Source organism: Leptobacterium flavescens (assembly GCF_010671605.1).
Taxonomy (GTDB): Bacteria; Bacteroidota; Bacteroidia; order Flavobacteriales; family Flavobacteriaceae; genus Leptobacterium; species Leptobacterium flavescens.
This window is the reverse complement of sequence record NZ_JAABOO010000001.1, coordinates 1390383-1408057: the sequence shown is the minus strand read 5'-3', so window position 1 is coordinate 1408057 and position 17675 is coordinate 1390383. Positions and strand designations below refer to the sequence as shown.

Sequence of the window (17675 nt, the reverse complement as noted above, 5' to 3'; positions counted from 1 at the left end):
GAGGGCAGGTATTAAAGGAGAAAAGGATAAAAGTTGTTTGGGGAGAACAGGGCTGTTTTGGGATAAATGGCCCTCTTATTTCCTGAGTTTTTCGAAAAAATCACTGTGTTTTCTGGAAACGGGAATAATACGATCTGTATTTTTCAAAACCAGTCGCATTTGTTTTTTGTTTCCTTTTACCGCTTGAATATGAAGCGGATTCACAATGAATGACCGGTGACATTTCCGGATATCAGCATTAGATAATTGCTCCTCCAGGGCACTCATGGTAGACCGGATCAGTTTTTTTCTCAGATGATTGTCATCGCCTTCGGTATAATAGATGGCTGCGTAATTATCCTGGCATTCAATAAAGAAGAGTTCTGCAGGCAGGATCTGAAAGTCACTGCTTTTATCGGATGACTTTAAGGTGATGAGATCATCTAACGGAAACAGTTTCCTGATGGTAAAAGACACCAGGATCATTAAAGGTGCCAGCAGGAAAGCCACCATGCGAAGCCCGATCATAAAAACGGTCAGGTCAGCGGGAAGTCTTGACGAATAGGAATTCAGGGAAAAAATGAGAAAACAGACGATAAGGACGGAAGCCATCTGATAGAAATACCAGAGAAAAACAGAGGATCCGCTCCATTTCCGGAAGCGGAACTTCGGAAGCAGGATGTTCTTTACCAGCATTTCATTACAAAGAAGTACTGCAGATGTTGCTAGTGCATAAGCCAGAAGCAACAAGCGAAAACCTGTATCCCCGCCTTTAAAGCGGATCCCAAAAGGTTTTAGCGTAAAAATACTCAGGATAAGAAGTATCCCAACCGCTATCCCCATAAGAAATTGCTCCTGTTTTCTGGTCAGATTGATCTGCGACCAGCTAAAATGCATTTTAAGATTTGATACCATTGGAATTTTCCTTGTTTTGGTATCCTTAAATTTAAGGAAAATAAGTCGTTATTTTCTCTTCTTACTTTTTTTGGCAAAAGGGTTAAAGTCCAGGCATAATTGTAGCCAGTACTCCAGGTCTTCGTCCAGATCAAAACCTTCCGGGCCGATAAAAACAAAACCTTTCATGGGTCTTCCGGTAAAATCCATAGGTAGGCACCCCTTCCTGTTTGAGGCTTCCATAGAAGCTACTTCCCCGATACGTGCCATGATGAGGTCTGTTTCCCTTTTTTTGTCGAAATGAGTCCCGCAACACATTTTATCATCCACCATAAAACACACACCACCCATCATTTTCTTTTCATAAAAGGGAGCCTTTTTTTCATTCAGGAACTGCCGGATCCGGTCTGCTACATATTCGTTATAAGCCATTACGATTGTATTGCGTTGATTAAAAAATTATTTAAAGGTCGCATTTTCTGCCAATATCCCATCATTTCCTCCAGCAGATCTTCCCTGGTTATAAGCTCCGGTTCCCTTTCACTCATAAAGTAAAACTGCTTATTGGCTATGAGCGGCTCCTTCTCAAAGGCAGCCTGGAACTCTTTGGGAATACGTTTTATCTTTTCTCCTCTGATCTCCCCAAAATCCTTTACAAAATCCTTGTTCTCGATAAGTGCCCTGAAGCCCTTGACGTCTGAACCGATAGCGGTTCGTATTTTATGCAATTGTTCTTTGGACGGGGCAAAGCACCCTCCCATAATCCCTACCATCTCCGGAGAGAATCTGAGAAAGATACCGGGAATACTCTTGTCTTTCCTTCCTCCATAGGAAACAAAAGCCGTACAATGCAGGTTATAGGGGGATTTGTCTTTAGAAAAACGGATATCTCTGTTGATACGTAGGATACAGTCTTTGGCTTCTATATGCAATGCCTTATCATAACGGGCAATTTCTTCAATAAGCCTACCAACAAAAGCCTGGAAAGGGTTTTTGACACTTGCCTCATATCTTTTCTTATGCTGATGGAACCAGTCTTTGTGGTTGTTCCCTGCCAGTTCTTTAAAAAAAGCTGTATAGTCTTCGGTGAAATAACTCATATGGATCCGGATTTTAATGAAAACGACCAGGCCCGGCTAAGCAGGCCTGATTTATTTTGACTTAACCCATAGAGTGGAAGGCTACCCGGTTTCCTTCGGTATCCAGAAAGATGGCCATATATCCGTTCTCCCCTATAGAGGTTTTGGGCATAAGCACCTTTCCGCCTGCTTTTTCTACTCTGGATAAGGGTACAGAGAGGTCATCACCTCCGTTCAGATAGGCAAAAGTCCCTTCCTGACAAGGCTTGTTCCCATTTCCGTGAGTTACACATCCGCCTACTCCACCGTCTTTGTACGGCAAAAATGCCATCTGAAAATCGGCTTCCATAAGTTGTAATTCGGCATCCAGTAATTGACTATAGAATTTTACTGCTCTTTCAAAGTTAGTGCTCGGTATTTCGAACCAGTTAATTGCGTTTGACATAACATATTGATTTTTTGATTATTGATAACTCAAAGATATAGGATGAGGAAAGCTCAAAAAATTTTATTTTTGAAAAAACATAGGTTTCTGAAATGAAGAAAAAAGAAGAACTTTTCTATCTGATCAAATCGCTTAGTAAGAGTGAAAAGCGATATTTCAAGCTGGATGTTGCGGGAGTGAGTGAAGCGGAATACCTGGCACTTTTCCAGGCTATTGAAGCTCAATCGACCTATGACGAAGAGGAGATAAAGGAAATGTTCAGGAACAGGAAGTTTGTACTTCAGCTAACAACTATAAAGAATTATTTAAAGAACAGGATCCTGCTTTCCCTTCGTAATTATCATTCGCGTATTTCTGTCAATGCCGAATTGCTGGATATTATCAGAAATATTGAGATCCTGTTTCACAAAGGTTTGTACACTCTATGTGAAAGCGAGTTAAAGCGTGCGGAAAAAAAGGCGGAGCTTTTTCAGCATCATCTCTGGTTGTTCCATATTCAGGACTGGAAACGAAAAGTACATCAGGCTTTGCATCCCCAGGACTTTGAGCGGATGAAAGATATCGTAAGCGAGCAGAAAAAGGCCCTGGAATCTACTACAGATTATATTGAATTGTTGCTGGCCAACATAGATCCGGGAAAGTTCTCTCTCACTCATAAGAGCAGCACTTCCCTGCACAATAAAACCCTTGAGATGCTCTATTTATTCAGGAAACAGCTGAGTTTGGGTAATAGTAAGGAAGCAAAAAGGATCATCGGGGATATCCTGGAAGAATGGGAGTCCGAACCCATATTGTTCCGGGAATATTTTATTACCTATTTCTCTGTGTGTAATACGTATATTGCTTTTCTTCTGTTTGAAGGTTCCTATGAAATTGCCACGGAGCGGATCCGGAAATTAAAAAGGCAAAGCTCAGGCATTCGCCCGGTCTCCGCTGCCTTGATAAAGGAAAAATTACGCCTCTACAATATTGAGCTGGAGATATGCAGGGATCTGAAAAGGGTTGATATTTTTGAAGAGATCATTGCCGAGATCCGGACTTTTACCGAAGACCATAAAGATCTGATCCCGCATAATTACTGGTTGTCTTTCCGGTTTCAGTTTGCCTATCTCTATTTCCTTAAAGGGGACCATAGATTTTGCTTAAAATGGGTAAATCATATTCTGAATCATCACAGCAGGAACGACCGGAAGGATCTGATACGTTATACGTACTGGCTTAATTTATTGCTGCATTACGAACGCGAGAATGTTTTTGTGATACGACACCTGATAGATGCGATGAAAAGATATCTTAAAAATCAAAAAAACATAGCTTCCTACGAGAAAAAACTATTGTATTTTTTATCGAAAACAGTAGGGTATCCATCGAAGGAAAAACAAGAGGCTTTTAAAAAGCTGGAAAAAGACCTGGTGGAAGATCCTATTCCGAAAGAGATCCTGGGTTATATTGATTTTAATCTCTGGATAAAGGGGAAATTGGAGGGATAAATATTTTCTTTTCTCTAAGTTTTTTTAATTTTGCAGGCGTCATATCAATGGCCCCGTAGTTCAATGGATAGAATAGAAGTTTCCTAAACTTTAGATGCAAGTTCGATTCTTGCCGGGGCTACAAAGTAGACGTGGCAACTGTGCGTGAGCGCAGAAAGGCATGGCCTGGAATCGAAGCCTGTGCTGAGCATTGTCGAAGTGATTCTTGCCGGGGCTACAAAGTAGACGTGGCAACTGCGCGTGAGCGCAGAAAGACATGGTCTTGAATCGAAGCCTGTGCTGAGCATTGTCGAAGTAATTCTTGCCGGGGCTACAAAGTAGACGTGGCAACTGCGCGTGAGCACAGAAAGGCAGAGCCTGAATCGAAGCCTGTGCTGAGCGTTGTCGAAGTGATTCTTGCCGGGGCTACAAAGTAGACGTGGCAACTGCGCGTGAGCGTAGAAAGGCAGGGCCTGGAATCGAAGCCTGTGCTGAGCATTGTCGAAGTGATTCTTGCCGGGGCTACAAAAAAAATAAAAAAAAGACCTGCTCTAAACAGGTCTTTTTTATTGATAATCTTTTCTTTTTATAGTCCGAAACGTTCTTTTAATGCTTCTTTTATACGTTCAAGGCCGGAAAGGATATACTCTTTGCGTTCGCCTATACCTATTCTGAAATAATTATCCATTCCGTAGCAGTCGCCGGCCACAATAAATACACTCTTTTCCTTTCGGAGCCAATCGGCCAGTTCGGTAGAATTGATGTCCAGATTGTATTTTACAAATAACATTCCCCCGGCTTTGGGAATGATGTATTCGAACAGATCTCCGTACTGATCCAGCCATTCCCTGACCGCTATCAGGTTCTCATTAAGCATGGCCCTGTTCCTGTTCAGGATCTCCATTCTCTTCTGAGGCTGTAAAGCTATTTCTCCCACATAGTGACTCAGTACTCCGGCAGTAATGGAGGTATAATCGTGATAGGCCCAGGTATCGGCAGTGAGTTTTTCAGGCCCGATCAGCCAGCCCAGACGCAAACCGGGTAGGGCATAAGCCTTGGAAAGGCCACCACAGGCCATAACTTTATCGTACATCCCTACAAAACTGGGAATGACCTTACCGTTCAGTTCTGCTCCCCTGTATACTTCATCGCTGTATATCCAGGCATCAACACTTTTGGCAATAGCAATGATTTCCTGCATTTCCTCATCGGTCAGAGTATAGCCCGTAGGATTGTTAGGGTTGCAAATAGCGATCATCTTTGTTTTAGGGCCTACCATAGATCTCAGCTCGTCCAGATCGGGAGCCCAGTTGTTTTCTTCTTTCAGGTGGAATGCCTTGGGAGTACATCCCATCTCCTGTACCAATCCCCAGATCTGCATATAATTGGGGATCATCATCACTACCTCATCTCCTTTTTCCAGCAGGGTATGGCAGGCTACGAAATTGGCTTCGGAGGAGCCGTTGGTTACCAATACATTCTCTTCATTAATACCCTCATAGATGGCACTGATCCTTTTTCGCAGCGGAATGGAACCATTGGTCTGCCCGTACCCTAAAACGGTATTGGTTAAGGTTTCTATCTGATCCTTATCCAGTAGTTCGGAAAGGGTATAAGGATGAAAACCGCTTTCTGTCAGGTTATAATCGACTGTATTTTCAAATAAGGACTGTACTCTTTCCAGTTCAAAAATCGGGATATTCATATGTTTTAATTTTCAGTTGTTTATAAAGTTTTTATATACGGCAGTGGCGATCATAATATCCTGGACAGCCACTCCGGTAAGATCTGCTATACTGATCTGATCTTCCTTTTTTCTTCTCAGGTCCGGATTTAGAATAGCATTCCCCAGTTCCACAGCTTTTTCTTCATCTATCAGGCCGTCTTTTACAGCCCTGAAGATCTCACCCCGGCTTTTGCTTTGCGACTTGCTGTCGGCAATAAGGATATCTGCTTTCTGGAGCAGAGCACTTTCCAGTTCCTGTTTATGGGAAGTATCCGAACCTATTGCAGTAATATGAGTTCCCGGCCGGATATCGTCGGCAAAAAGAAGAGGTGTTTCCGAGGGAGTAGTGGTGACGATCAATCGGGTGTTTTGAGCAACCTCAGAAGGGCTTCGGGCAATGTGTATTTCTACGCCCTTTCCCATTTCTTCTTTAAAGTGTTTGCTGTTCTCTTCATTCCTTCCCCATATCCAAACCGATCTGCAATCTGTCTGTTTTAAAAGGAATTCCAGTTGTAGCCTGGCCTGGATCCCCGTTCCGATAATCCCGATACTTTCGGGATCCCGGGGAGCAAAGTACCTGGCTGCCAAAGCTCCTGCAGCAGCTGTTCGAATATCGGTAAGCACACCCTCATCCAGAAGGACTGCCGCCGGCTGCCCGGTTTTCTGATCAAACAAAAGCATCAGGCCCTGGCTGGAGGAGATCCCCAGTTTGGGATTGTCGTAAAAGCCCGAAGCTATTTTAATACAGTAGAAATCGTCTTTTTTAATATAGCCGTACTTAATATGGGCTTCACCCCGGGGCTCTTCAAAAAGCAATTCCCCGACCGGAGGTACCACAGTGTTTCCTTTACTGTATTGTATAAATCCCTCTTCCATGGCTGCTACCACATCCACTTTTTCAACTGCCTTGAGGATATCTTCTTTTTTAATAATAATTACCATATTCAACTAGTATTTGAGTGAGCAATGAGGTGTTTATCTTTTTTCCTGTCAGTACGAGTACCACTTTTTTCCCTTTGTAGTTTTTGCTGTTTAAAAGTGCAGCTACAGGCAGGGCAGAAGCCGGTTCTACAAGCGTCTGATGATATTTTACTATAAAAGCTACTGCTTTTTTAATGGCTTCTTCTTCAATGATCTCAAAACCCGAAAGCATTTTTTTGCAGATATCATAGGTAAGGGCATTCTCTTCGATCCCTCCGGCAGTGGCATCCGAAATAGTATCCAGGGTACTCGGAGAAACGATATGACCTTCTTTTACCGATGCATACATCTCATCGGCATTTGCGGGTTGACACCCAATAACATTAACTGTTTTATCATCCTGGAAATAAGCACACAGGCCGGAGATCAGCCCACCTCCGCCAATCGGGGCTAAAACGGTATCGAGTTCGGGTAATTGTTCCTTAATTTCCACTCCTATGGTACCCTGTCCGCAAATAATATGGATATCGTTGTAAGGGTGTATCAGGATCCCGTTTATCTCCTGTGCATGCGAAGTTGCTTTTGCTTCGGTTTCCATACTGTTCCGGCCGTAAAAGATCTTTTTTACTGCATATTTTTCTATGGCCCTGATCTTGGCTTCACTAGTTTTTTCAGGAAGGAAAAGATCTCCTTTAAAGTTAAAGCGATCTGAAGCATAGGCAAAGGCTGCTGCATGATTTCCGGTAGAGGCGGCTACAAAGGTCTTATTGAAATCTGCGGTTTCGATACTGCGTATCTTATTGAGTACTCCGCGAATTTTAAAGGAACCTGTTAATTGCAGCTGCTCCATTTTAAGGTATACTTCTGCTCCGGAGATCCTGCTTAGTTCGGGAGAGAATTCCAGCGATGTTCTCCGGATATCTGCCCGGATATTTTCATATGCCTTGTTTACTTCTTCAATGGTTATCATAATTGAATTTCTTTTGGATCGGGGAACAAAAAAACCTCCGTACACCCGAAAACATAAAACGTTTTTAAGGTATACGGAGGTCTTCCGTAAGAGGTTCGCTTATTTTTCCAATTTCTTCCTTAAGTTAAAAAATAAGCGAGCAACCCGAGGTTGCATTACTTCTTCTGTAACAAATATATAAAAATGAGCAAAGTTTTAAAAGCTTCATTATCAAATATTAGTGCCGTCAGAACTTAAACGAGAAACCTGTATAGATCCCGAAACTATATAAATTGGCCGTGTTCGGACTATTATCCCTGGCTTTTATCTGATACTTAAAAATAGGCTCGAGGTTAAACCTGATCCTTTCCGAAATATCGTAATGCAAGCCTACACCAAGATTAATACTGACGCTGGCTTTGGAAAGATTATCTGCCTCTCCCAGCAACAGGCTTCCGTTAGCTCCTTCTGCATAAATGCTGTTCTCTGTAAGGAATAAAAGGCCAAAACCTCCGATGGCATCCAGTTTTATTTTTTTATTTATCAGGAGGTAGTAGAATTCTACCGGGATCTCCAGATAGGCTATCTCCTGACGCAGATCAACAGGGTTTCCATTAAAGAAATTCGCTATTTCCGCATTGTTTCTTCCCGGAACAGCCGAAATGGAAAGGCCAAGAATATCTGCCGGAGTACCTCCTTCATTGAGCACAGCTACATTATTGGTTGTGGTCTTAAGATTTAAAAGACCGGCACCAAATCGCAATCCGAATTTATTGCTCAGATTAAACTTCAGATAACCCCCATAACTCAGGGCTATCTCATTCTGCTGCGAATTATTGTCCAGATTCTCATGAAGGATCGATCTTTTGGTCAGAGGATTGAGAACGGTGGGTGCAGCATAAAAAGTGATGTGGAATTTCTCTTCTTTTTCTTCTTCTTTCTTTACGTCTTCTTTTGCCTTGGCAACAGGTTTTCTTTTCTTTTTTCCGGGTTTTACCGGTGTTTTCTCAACCAGGGAATCTTTTTCCTCGGTTTCTACCACAGTCAGTTTTTGTTTTTTGGCCGTTTCCTGTGTATCAGTAGTCGCATTGGTATCCGGGTTTTCATCCCTTTTAAAACTGTTGTCGTCTTTATGGGCATTCCTGTCTTTTGAGGATAGTGATCTTCCGGTAGTTCTCCTGTTTTCGGAGCTGCTGATAAGTTGCGGGTTTTTAGCTGCCGGATCCTTATCGGCCATTATGCTTTCTTCCGGGCTATCTTTATCCGTTACGATGTCGCTATCGGCAGGCGTTGTTTTTTCCCTGATGCTCTGCATTTCTTCGGAAGAGATATGCTCTGTATTAATGGGTTCTCCCTCCTGAGAAGGGATCTGTTCTTCCGGCCATAATGCAAAAACAGCCAGGAATATCAGTAAACCGGCTGCAGGGAACAGCCATATAAGAAAACGCCGCTTACGCTTTTTATCCAGTTCTTTTTCAATATTATCCCATACGCTCTCCTTAGGAGAAAGATGTACGTCAGACAACCTTTCCTTTACCGCTCTTCCTATATCTTTCTTTCCTCCTTTCATGATTGCATAGATTTCTTTTTGAGATCACTCTCTTGTTCTTTTATCTGCTTTTTTAAAAGGATCTTGGCCCGATGCAAATTTGATTTTGATGTTCCTTCCGAGATAGACAACATCCGGGCGATCTCGCTGTGCTGATAGTTGTCTAGTTCGTATAAACTGAAGACAAGCCGGTACCGGTCAGGTAAGCCCTGAATAAGTTCGAGTAGCTTATTCATAGAGAGGTTCATTTCTCCTTCTTCGATCATTGTATCCTCTGTTTCGGGAAATCTTTCATCCAGAACCTGATTATGGGGCTGTTTTTTATACCTGTCTATGGCTCTGTTTATGGTGATCCGTTTTAACCACCCTTCAAAAGAACCTTTTCCTTTGTACTTTTTTATGTTCTTCAGAATTATCAAAAATGCATCCTGCAAATTATCCTCTGCTTCCTCAATATTCCGACAATATTTTAAGCACAGGATAAAGAGCGCATCCTTATAGAGGAGATAGAGCCTCTCCTGTGCTTTGCGGTCATTATTTCTACATTTTTTAATTAAATCCTCTAAGTTCAATTAAAATAAAATCTTATTAGGTTGTTTTTAATATCGCTAAAAATAGCGAACTCCTCTCACTCCTGTTAGTTCCGTTGATATTGTCTTATCCGAAACATCCGGGTTTCCGTTGCTGAAATTGATACTTATAGCGCTCCATTCATCTTCTTCCGTAGATGTCCAGTATAGAGCCTTTTCAAAATTTCCAATTCCGTTCAGGTGTAAATTCTCATACATCAGCATAGCTTCTTCACTACTGGGTAAAAACCATCCTCTTCTTATTCCGTTATTCTCGAAGTTGAGACAGATCCATGCGGCAACGCTTCCGTCGTTTTGCTGACTGCATAGTTCCGGATTCTCATCAAATCCCTGTAAATTGTTATGAAACAAAGCAATGGCGGACGTATTATCAAAGCCGGAACCAATATCGGTCAGTCTTGCGTCGGTAATCGCAGATCCGTAGCATCCCCACTGGGCATTGCTAAAATCTTCGGGAGCAGCCTGAAGATATCTCCATCCATCGGTAAACTCACCTTTATCGTAAAAAACTATCCCGCCGGCCGGGCCTATATCCCCGATCTCATACTCGCACTGTTTATTCAGGACAATTATATTTTCTTCATTGGTCAATTCAAAAACACCTTCGCTCGTATCAGATATGATCCAGTCGAAATTCCAGTCCTCGGCTATTTGCCCGTCATCATTAATATGGAGGTTTACCCTAAATTTTGTTTCCAGGGGATTCTCGCTTTCTCCACTTACAAAGAATATGGTCCAGGTAGCTTCATATTGAATTCCGTTATGGTAAAAATGAGCTAAACCTCTATCCAGATCCAGTTCGAAAATTGCACCTTCATAAGTGTTGTCGCCATCTTCTGAGGCCTGAACTATCCATATACACGGACTCGATGAAGGTGAATTTCCTAGTAATTCCTTAATATTCTCGGAGGTACAGTTATTAAGCGCCAGTTGAAGATCGGTGTTGTTTTCAATACTGAAAGATGTACCGTCTTTTAAAGTACCGCTAATGGGATAATTGATCCCGAGATGTTCATTTTCACCAAGACTTTGCAGAACAGTACTGAAATTCTCCCTATTCCTGATTATTTCCAGGCGCTGGAAATCCTGTTCGGAATCATAGATATAAATGGCAAAGGAATAGATAAAGTTAAGGCACGGAAATTCCCTTTCCTGATCTGTTCTTACTGTATTTACCATTTCAGACAACTCGGTAAAGAGAGGAGAGTTTACCTCTATCAACTCTTGCGGAGGTGGATCTGCAATGTCTATAAGTTCTTCGTTGCAACTAAAAAAGCATAGCATAAACAGGAAAAGTATCCCGGAATTGATCAAAGTTTTCATTTTAAAAGTTTTAGGACGTTTACTAGAAAGTCTTGTAATTTTAAAATGGTTGCGTCTTTGAAGAAAAAATTATATCTATAAAGAAAAACCTCCCGATATCGCTTATCAGGAGGTTCTTATATTTATTTGAGTTTTGATTATTCTGAAGGAACAGGGAAACCTCTGTCTCTCATCAGAGCATCGATCTTAGCGTCGCGTCCTCTGAATTTTCTATAGGCTTCTGCAGGATCCAAAGAGTTTCGTGGTGCGAAGAGGTATTTTACCAGTTTGGCAGCTACCTCCTTATCGTAGAAACCTCCCGGAGCTTCCTTAAAAGCCTCTGCAGCATCTGAAGTAAGTACATCTGCCCACATATAACCGTAATAGGCTGCGGCATATCCTTCTCCCGAAAATACATGTCCGAAATGTGGGGAACGGTGTCTCATCACGATTTCTTTAGGCATATTCAGTTTGGCCAGCGATTCTTTTTCAAAAAGATCAGGATCCATATTTCCCGGATCACTGGTGTGATACATCATATCTACCAGAGCGGAAGCCAGGTATTCTGTAGTTGCAAACCCCTGGTTAAAGGTAGAAGCTTTCTTGATCTTGGCTACCAGTTCCTTAGGGATTACTTCTCCGGTTTCATGATGAACCAGGAACTGATTGATCACTTCATCCGTAGATAACCAGCGCTCCAGTAACTGCGACTGGAATTCGGTATAATCGCGAACCCCTCCGTTCAATGTAGGATATTTTACATTGGAAGAAAGGAAGTGCAGTGCATGCCCGAACTCATGGAAAAATGTCTCGGCATCATCCCAGGAAACCAATACGGGCTCTCCCGGTGCAGGCTTGATAAAATTCGAGTTGTTGGATGAAAGTACGGTTTTCTTTCCGTCGAAAGTAGTGTGACTTCTATAAGTAGTTGCCCAGGCTCCCGAGCGTTTTCCTTTTCTGGCGAAAGGATCCAGGTACCATAGACCTATATGTTCTCCTGTTGTCTTATCGGTAACCTCCCAAACCTTTACGTCTTCCTGGAATACCGGAACACTTCCTTCGGGAACAGGTTTGAAATCGAAATTAAACAGCTCTCCCGCTGTAAAGAACAGGGCTTGCGTAAGCTTGTCCAGTTGAAGATATTGCTTTACCTCATCAGAATCGAGATCATACTTACTTTGTCGCACTTTTTCTGCATAGTAACGGTAATCCCATGGTTCTATGGTAATATTATCGCCATTTTTGTCTGCTACGGCCTGCATATCGGCTACTTCTTCTTTTACCCTTGCAATTGCTGCCGGCCATACGGCATTCATAAGCTCCATGGCGCGCCCAGGATTTTTGGCCATCCTGTTCTGCAATCTCCAGGTAGCATAATCGTCATATCCGAGAAGGGCTACACGCTCATTCCTTAGTTTAAGGATCTTGGAAATGATCTCGTTGTTATCGTGCTCATCGGCATTATCTCCACGGGAATAGTAGTTTTTCCACACTTTTTCTCTTAACCCTCTTTCGGTAGAGTAGGTGAGAAAAGGATCCATGGAGGAACGCGTATTGGTAACAGCGTACTTACCTTCCTCTCCGCGATCTGAAGCCGCCTTGGCAGCCGCTTTAACAAATGATTCAGGCAGACCTCCCAGCTGATCTTCCGTCAGATAGGTCACATAACCTTCCTCATCGGCAAGGACGTTATTGGAAAAACTGGTGTAAAGACTGGAGAGTTCTTTATTGATCTCTGCATAACGGGCTTTGTCTTCTTCATTTAATTCGGCTCCGTTCATTGCAAAACCTTCATAGGTTAGCTGAACCACGCGTTGCTGGTCTTCATCTAACGGGTTTTTAAGAGAATTGTCATAAACGGCTTTAACTCTTTCGAAGAGTTTCTTATTCTGTGAGATCTTCGAATTGAACTCCGAAAGCTTCGGTGCCAGTTCACGCTGGATCTCCCTGAATTCGGGAGAAGACATATTACTGCTAAGGATGCCGTAATAGGTAAACACACGGCCCAGATCCTGCCCGGCTCTTTCCATGGCTTCGATAGTATTCTCAAAAGTAGGCGCCTCCGTATTATTGGCAATGGCATCTATTTCATCGAGATTTACCTGCATCCCGATCTCTACAGCTTCGGTCACTTCGTTTACATCCATTTTATCGAATGCCGGAATCCCTCCGTAGGGCCCGGTCCATTCCTGGAGTAGAACATTATCTGTGATTTCTTTCACATCCGTATTTTTTTCTTTGTTACAACTGCTCAGAAGAAATAGGGCACAAAGACCGACAGACTTCAGGCTGTTTGCAACAGATTGGTGAGTTATTGAGTTCATTATAATATGAATTTAGTATTCTGTTTGTAAAAGTACTTATCTATCTCGGAAAAAGACTTGAATCTATATTTGGAATGACTTTGAGGGCATTCTTGTAATAGATCTTTTTAAGGACCTCATCGCTCAGGTCGAGTCCGTACATCCTCCAGAAAGCATGATACCTTTTGTAGTATGGAAAATACTCGTCATCGGATTCCAGTACTCTGAAATAGGTGTAGTATTCCTTGGGATTCCAGGAATCCTTACCAAACATGATCCTGTCCTGATATTTAGTGAGAAAGGCTTTGGCAAAGCGCGGCTGTCTTCCCAGTTCGGCAATAACCGCTCCTATCTCGGCATACATATTCGGGATCTCATCCATCAGTTTTGCCAGGGTTCCCAGATCGTTAGCAAACCAACCTAAATGGGCATTGATAAACTTGGTGTTCCTATGCCTTCTGAAGATATTGTGCTGTTCATTAATGATCGTTGCCCAGGGAGCTGTAGTAGCGTCTTCGCGTTTTCTTCTTGGCCTTAATTTAAGCTCCAGCCAGCGCTCATTTTTATTGTCGTGAGGATCCCAGAAGGATTTGGGATCTGCAGCGTGGATAAGAACCGGGATCCCCAATTCTCCACATTTCTCCCACACAGGACCTATCCTCGGATCGTCAATTTTGATCCGTTTTCCATTACTATCTCTCGAATCCATCCCCTGGCTTTTATAGATCTTAAGTCCGTTAGCCCCCATTTTTACATCATCCTCCAGTTGCTTTACGGTTCTCTCCGTCCAGTTGGGGTCATCAATTCCGTTGAGGTCTATATTGGTGAATACGATAAATCTGTTCGGATAATTGGTCTTTACATTATTTAAAGCTCCGCTCAGGTGCTCGGTAGAACCGCGCCCTCTTCCGGACAGGTTAACCATTACCGCCATATTGAGTTTATCCATTTCGGAGATCAGTTCGCCAAGATTTTGTGAAGGCATCCTGAACTGGTGGTTGTGAACATCAATAAAAGGGAATTTGGCTTTTTTGATTTCTTTACCCGGCACCACAAGAGTGGATGGCGGATCGTATTCTTCAAAGCTTACACTCTGAGCAGTTACCGATGCAGAAAACCCGATAACCGCCAGGAATAAGGATAGAGATGATTTCATTTTGTAAAAGTGATTATTTGTTCAAGCACTAAAGATATGCTAATCACTTCATTAAAATGTTTAAAAAAATCTTAATTCGCTATTTGGCACTTGCTAAAAAGAAAGGACATAAACCATTAAATAGGGCCCGGACCAGGACAGGTAGCGTCACATGTATTGTTTTTACTTGCCGGTTGAATGGTAGTATTACATACATCAATTGAGTTACACATGGTTACAGGTTGAGTCTCTGCTTCGCAATCACAAGTTTCTGTTTCTTCGGTAGGACAGGCAGGAAAGCATGTTTGAATAGTTAGATTCCCTCCTTTTATCTTATCAAAGTGTGCTATATTAACCTTGTTTAATTGTAGTCTTTTAAATTTTTTCGGCTTTCTCATACTTTTTTGTTTGGGTATTAAAAGTAGAATTTATTGTAATTGATACAGCATTGCTTCTTTTAATAGAAGTCTGTTTTCACGGAAATACCAGTTGTTTTTTAACAGAAATCAGACCTACTTTTCCAGCTGTTTTATAAAAAAAGAAGGGTAGAGGCCGGTAAAGCGGTAAAAGGCTTTGGAAAAAGTTTCCGGATTGTTAAAGCCTACCTCATTTGCTATAGATTTTACGGCATATTTGCGGAAGAAACGATCGGTCTGAAGCCTGTCTATGGTATGTTGTATCCTTAGATCGTTTATATAGGCCCTGAAGCTTTTACCTTCAATATGATTAATGACCATGGACAGATATTTGGTATTGGTATTCAGCTTTTTTGCCAGGCTACCCAGTGTAATATGCTGATCACAATATTTTAGGTTTTCCTCAAAAGAATTCAGGCCGGTAAGGATATTATCGGCAATTTCCCTGGGGACTTCTATATGTTGCCGGGATTCCGTTATTGAAGATTTATGGATCGTACTTTTTTGCTCCTTCATAAACCTTTCGAAACGTTTTTTATAAACTTGTTGTCTGTTGAAAAAATAAAAAATGATTAAAAGAGCGATCAATAAAAGAACTGAAAAAACAATATTTCTGAGTAAGTTAGTCCTTTCTTGACTTTCTACTTTTTGCAATAACAGTTTTTTTTGTTGTTGTAGTTTGGCTGTTTCATATTTGGCAATTATTTTTTTTGTCAAATACTTATAATCACTTTTCAAAATACTGTCAAATACGGATAAATAATCTACATATTTAATATGATTTTCATAATCTTTTTTGCCTCTGTAATAATCTATGATCGTGTTATAATCATCTCGGATTTCAGGAATAACATATCGAATCTTATTAAAGATATCTATAGATTCTTTTAGATAACCTACTGCCTTTTCCTTAAAGCCTAATTCATAATTCGATTTCCCCAGGTATGAGTATATGATCATTAATTCGAAATCGCGTTTTGGATCGGAAAAAAACGGAATTGCTTTGGAGATACTGTCTATTGCCGCTTGATACTCTTTTTTATGAAATTCATTAATTCCTTCATTTAAAATAAACTGATGATACCATTCTCCTTTGGTTTTGGAAGATGCCAAAACTCCAAGCTTATTGTAAAAAGTTGCAGAATCATTGAGATTTAGATCTCTATATGCTTTCGAAATTTGATACAGAGAGGCAAAATGCGCATAAGAATTATTTGTTGTATCATTTTTAGTAATGGATTCGTGGTATTTCATGAAGTCGTTCAGAGCATCTCTGTATTCTTCTATTCCGCTTTTTAATAAACCGATATTGAAAGTAATCTGATCCAGAATATTTGTTTGATTCTTTTCTGAAGCATATGTATAAGCCAAAATATATTGATCGATAGCTTTCTTATAATCTGTTTTTTGATGATACATACTCCCCTTATACAAATGGGCTATTTGAGGATAGATAGAATCTTTTCTAGATTTTGAAACTGCAATAAGGCTGTCTAAATAAATATGCTTTTCACGATCTTCTTCTTTTGAACTTGCCATGAAATGATAGGCTATAGTTAATTCGAAAGTGTCTTTTTCTTCTTTGGCTTTCTCTATATAATATCTGATATAGTTTTCTCTGTTAGCATCATTTCGGTGAAGCTTATAAATAATGCTTTTTAATTCTCTAGAATTCTTAGCTCTTAAAGAATCAGGTATTTTAAAAGAGCCTTCGGTCTGGGCTTGTACAGAAAATGAGAAACAGGAATAAAAGGCAATTCCAAGAAGTGTAAAAAACTCACGCATTTTTTTATAGATAGATACAGCAAGCTAGTGTTTTAAAATAACTACACAAAACAGAAGTACAGATAAAACAAAATAAAATCAGATGTTAATTATTTGATATACAGAAAGATGTGTATTAGAGAGCGAAAGGTCTAATTTAACAAAATAGAAGTCTGTTTTCCGCGAATTTCCCGATCTGTTTTCCAGAAATCCGATTAATCAGGGTTGACTTGTAAGTTTTTACGGCGCTACTTTTATTTCAAACTTGAATCTATCAGGTTGTTAAATAGTATTAACCCAATAACTTTAAATTAAAATGAAAAAAAGAAAGGTAAACTTGAAACTGAGTTTGGGAAAGCGAACCATTTCCAATTTTGAGTCTTCCACAATCAAAGGGGGAACAGGGAACACCAACGATCAGAATTGTACGGGTCAATGTAATAATACCTTTGCAGGTTGTGTTACAGAGCAGGATTGTTTAAGTCATGATGAACATCTGTGCGAATTCACATTTTACGCCGCTTGTACAGGGATCACAGATGTGGGAGTAACCGGATGTTAATATTAATAACTTTAAATTATAAATTTTACATTATGAAAAGAAGAAAATTAGCTTCGAAATTGAATCTTAGTAAAAGAACTATTTCCAACTTGAAATCATCGAATATCAAAGGTGGAAGTGGCTTTACTTTAAACTGTGAAACAAATGACACTTGTTTAAGTCAGGACGAGCATTTATGCGAATTTACATTTTATGCTGCCTGTACAGGACATACAGAGCCAGGTGTAACTCAGTGCTAAAAAAGTGGGTAATGAGAACGAGAAGATAGTATATCTTCAAACAAAGAACAGGCGGAGAGTTTCTGCCTGTTCTCTTGTGAATAGATATCTAATGAAAGTTTAATTTTCGTTACAAAGCGTACTGTTACAATCTCCTATACAAGTGTTCAGTGCAGTGGCAGCTTTAGTTAATGATGTAGGACCACCTGTACCTGTTTCTCCTGTTTGTGTCTCTGTATTACAACCGGGATCGTCAATAGTTATTCCCGAAGGCTCTCCGGTTCCGCCAAAAACATAATTCATTTTGGCAATACTTACTTTTCTCAACTTTAATACTCTTAGGTTTTTTGCTTTTTTCATATAACTTAGTTTTG

The 17675-nt window shown here is 40.8% G+C and carries 17 protein-coding genes and 1 tRNA gene; 3 read left to right on the top strand and 15 right to left on the bottom strand.

Annotation, left to right across the window (positions count from 1 at the left end):
• Positions 1-75 precede the first annotated feature (75 nt).
• From GWK08_RS06155 to GWK08_RS06140, 4 genes are all read right to left on the bottom strand, one after another.
• A complete protein-coding gene (locus tag GWK08_RS06155) occupies positions 76-894 on the bottom strand; it encodes a LytR/AlgR family response regulator transcription factor (protein ID WP_163606016.1) in 819 nt (272 codons plus the stop codon).
• A 48-nt stretch (positions 895-942) separates the two neighbouring features.
• Positions 943-1305, bottom strand: a complete 363-nt coding sequence (locus GWK08_RS06150) for a TfoX/Sxy family protein (RefSeq protein WP_163606015.1) — start codon at positions 1303-1305, stop codon at positions 943-945.
• On the bottom strand, positions 1305-1973 hold the full coding sequence (locus GWK08_RS06145; protein ID WP_163606014.1) for a DUF2461 domain-containing protein: 669 nt from the start codon (positions 1971-1973) through the stop codon (positions 1305-1307). The genes GWK08_RS06150 and GWK08_RS06145 overlap by 1 nt, the downstream gene beginning before the upstream one ends.
• Before the next feature lie 61 nt (positions 1974-2034).
• Positions 2035-2397, bottom strand: a complete 363-nt coding sequence (locus tag GWK08_RS06140; protein WP_163606013.1) for a VOC family protein — start codon at positions 2395-2397, stop codon at positions 2035-2037.
• Between the two features lie 92 nt (positions 2398-2489).
• On the opposite strand from GWK08_RS06140, the gene GWK08_RS06135 reads away from it, so the two are divergent.
• Positions 2490-3887 (top strand): hypothetical protein, encoded by a 1398-nt coding sequence (locus GWK08_RS06135; protein WP_163606012.1) that lies wholly within the window; start codon positions 2490-2492, stop codon positions 3885-3887.
• Between the two features lie 49 nt (positions 3888-3936).
• Positions 3937-4008: transfer RNA gene (locus GWK08_RS06130), tRNA-Arg, on the top strand.
• A gap of 444 nt (positions 4009-4452) precedes the next feature.
• Here GWK08_RS06130 and GWK08_RS06125 read toward each other — a convergent pair.
• From GWK08_RS06125 to GWK08_RS06080, 10 genes are all read right to left on the bottom strand, one after another.
• Positions 4453-5571 carry an aminotransferase class I/II-fold pyridoxal phosphate-dependent enzyme gene (locus GWK08_RS06125; RefSeq protein ID WP_163606011.1) on the bottom strand — a complete coding sequence of 373 codons (1119 nt, stop codon included), beginning with the start codon at positions 5569-5571 and terminating at the stop codon, positions 4453-4455.
• 12 nt (positions 5572-5583) lie between these two features.
• Positions 5584-6534: a Rossmann-fold NAD(P)-binding domain-containing protein gene (locus tag GWK08_RS06120; RefSeq protein WP_163606010.1), complete on the bottom strand. Its 951-nt coding sequence runs from the start codon at positions 6532-6534 to the stop codon at positions 5584-5586.
• Positions 6518-7483, bottom strand: a complete 966-nt coding sequence (locus GWK08_RS06115) for a pyridoxal-phosphate dependent enzyme (RefSeq protein WP_163606009.1) — start codon at positions 7481-7483, stop codon at positions 6518-6520. Before GWK08_RS06115 ends, GWK08_RS06120 begins: the two co-directional genes overlap by 17 nt.
• Positions 7484-7709: 226 nt before the next feature.
• Positions 7710-9032, bottom strand: a complete 1323-nt coding sequence (locus GWK08_RS06110) for a porin family protein (RefSeq protein WP_163606008.1) — start codon at positions 9030-9032, stop codon at positions 7710-7712.
• Entirely contained in the window at positions 9029-9583 is a 555-nt protein-coding gene (locus GWK08_RS06105) for an RNA polymerase sigma factor (protein WP_163606007.1), read from the bottom strand. The genes GWK08_RS06110 and GWK08_RS06105 overlap by 4 nt, the downstream gene beginning before the upstream one ends.
• 36 nt (positions 9584-9619) lie before the next feature.
• Positions 9620-10924, bottom strand: coding sequence for a DUF1566 domain-containing protein (locus GWK08_RS06100; RefSeq protein ID WP_163606006.1), 1305 nt, complete (start codon positions 10922-10924; stop codon positions 9620-9622).
• 137 nt (positions 10925-11061) lie between these two features.
• Positions 11062-13227: a M3 family metallopeptidase gene (locus GWK08_RS06095; RefSeq protein WP_163606005.1), complete on the bottom strand. Its 2166-nt coding sequence runs from the start codon at positions 13225-13227 to the stop codon at positions 11062-11064.
• A gap of 40 nt (positions 13228-13267) precedes the next feature.
• Positions 13268-14362, bottom strand: coding sequence for an amidohydrolase family protein (locus GWK08_RS06090; RefSeq protein WP_163606004.1), 1095 nt, complete (start codon positions 14360-14362; stop codon positions 13268-13270).
• A gap of 116 nt (positions 14363-14478) precedes the next feature.
• Positions 14479-14739, bottom strand: coding sequence for a hypothetical protein (locus tag GWK08_RS06085; RefSeq protein WP_163606003.1), 261 nt, complete (start codon positions 14737-14739; stop codon positions 14479-14481).
• A 114-nt stretch (positions 14740-14853) separates the two neighbouring features.
• On the bottom strand, positions 14854-16542 hold the full coding sequence (locus GWK08_RS06080; RefSeq protein ID WP_163606002.1) for a helix-turn-helix domain-containing protein: 1689 nt from the start codon (positions 16540-16542) through the stop codon (positions 14854-14856).
• 295 nt (positions 16543-16837) lie between these two features.
• Between GWK08_RS06080 and GWK08_RS06075 the strand changes: the two genes are divergently transcribed.
• The gene (locus GWK08_RS06075; RefSeq protein WP_163606001.1) at positions 16838-17083 is read left to right on the top strand and encodes a hypothetical protein; all 246 of its coding nucleotides are present in this window, start codon (positions 16838-16840) and stop codon (positions 17081-17083) included.
• A gap of 338 nt (positions 17084-17421) precedes the next feature.
• On the opposite strand, the gene GWK08_RS06070 is transcribed toward GWK08_RS06075, so the two are convergent.
• Positions 17422-17661, bottom strand: a complete 240-nt coding sequence (locus tag GWK08_RS06070; RefSeq protein ID WP_163606000.1) for a hypothetical protein — start codon at positions 17659-17661, stop codon at positions 17422-17424.
• Between the last annotated feature and the right edge of the window lie 14 nt (positions 17662-17675).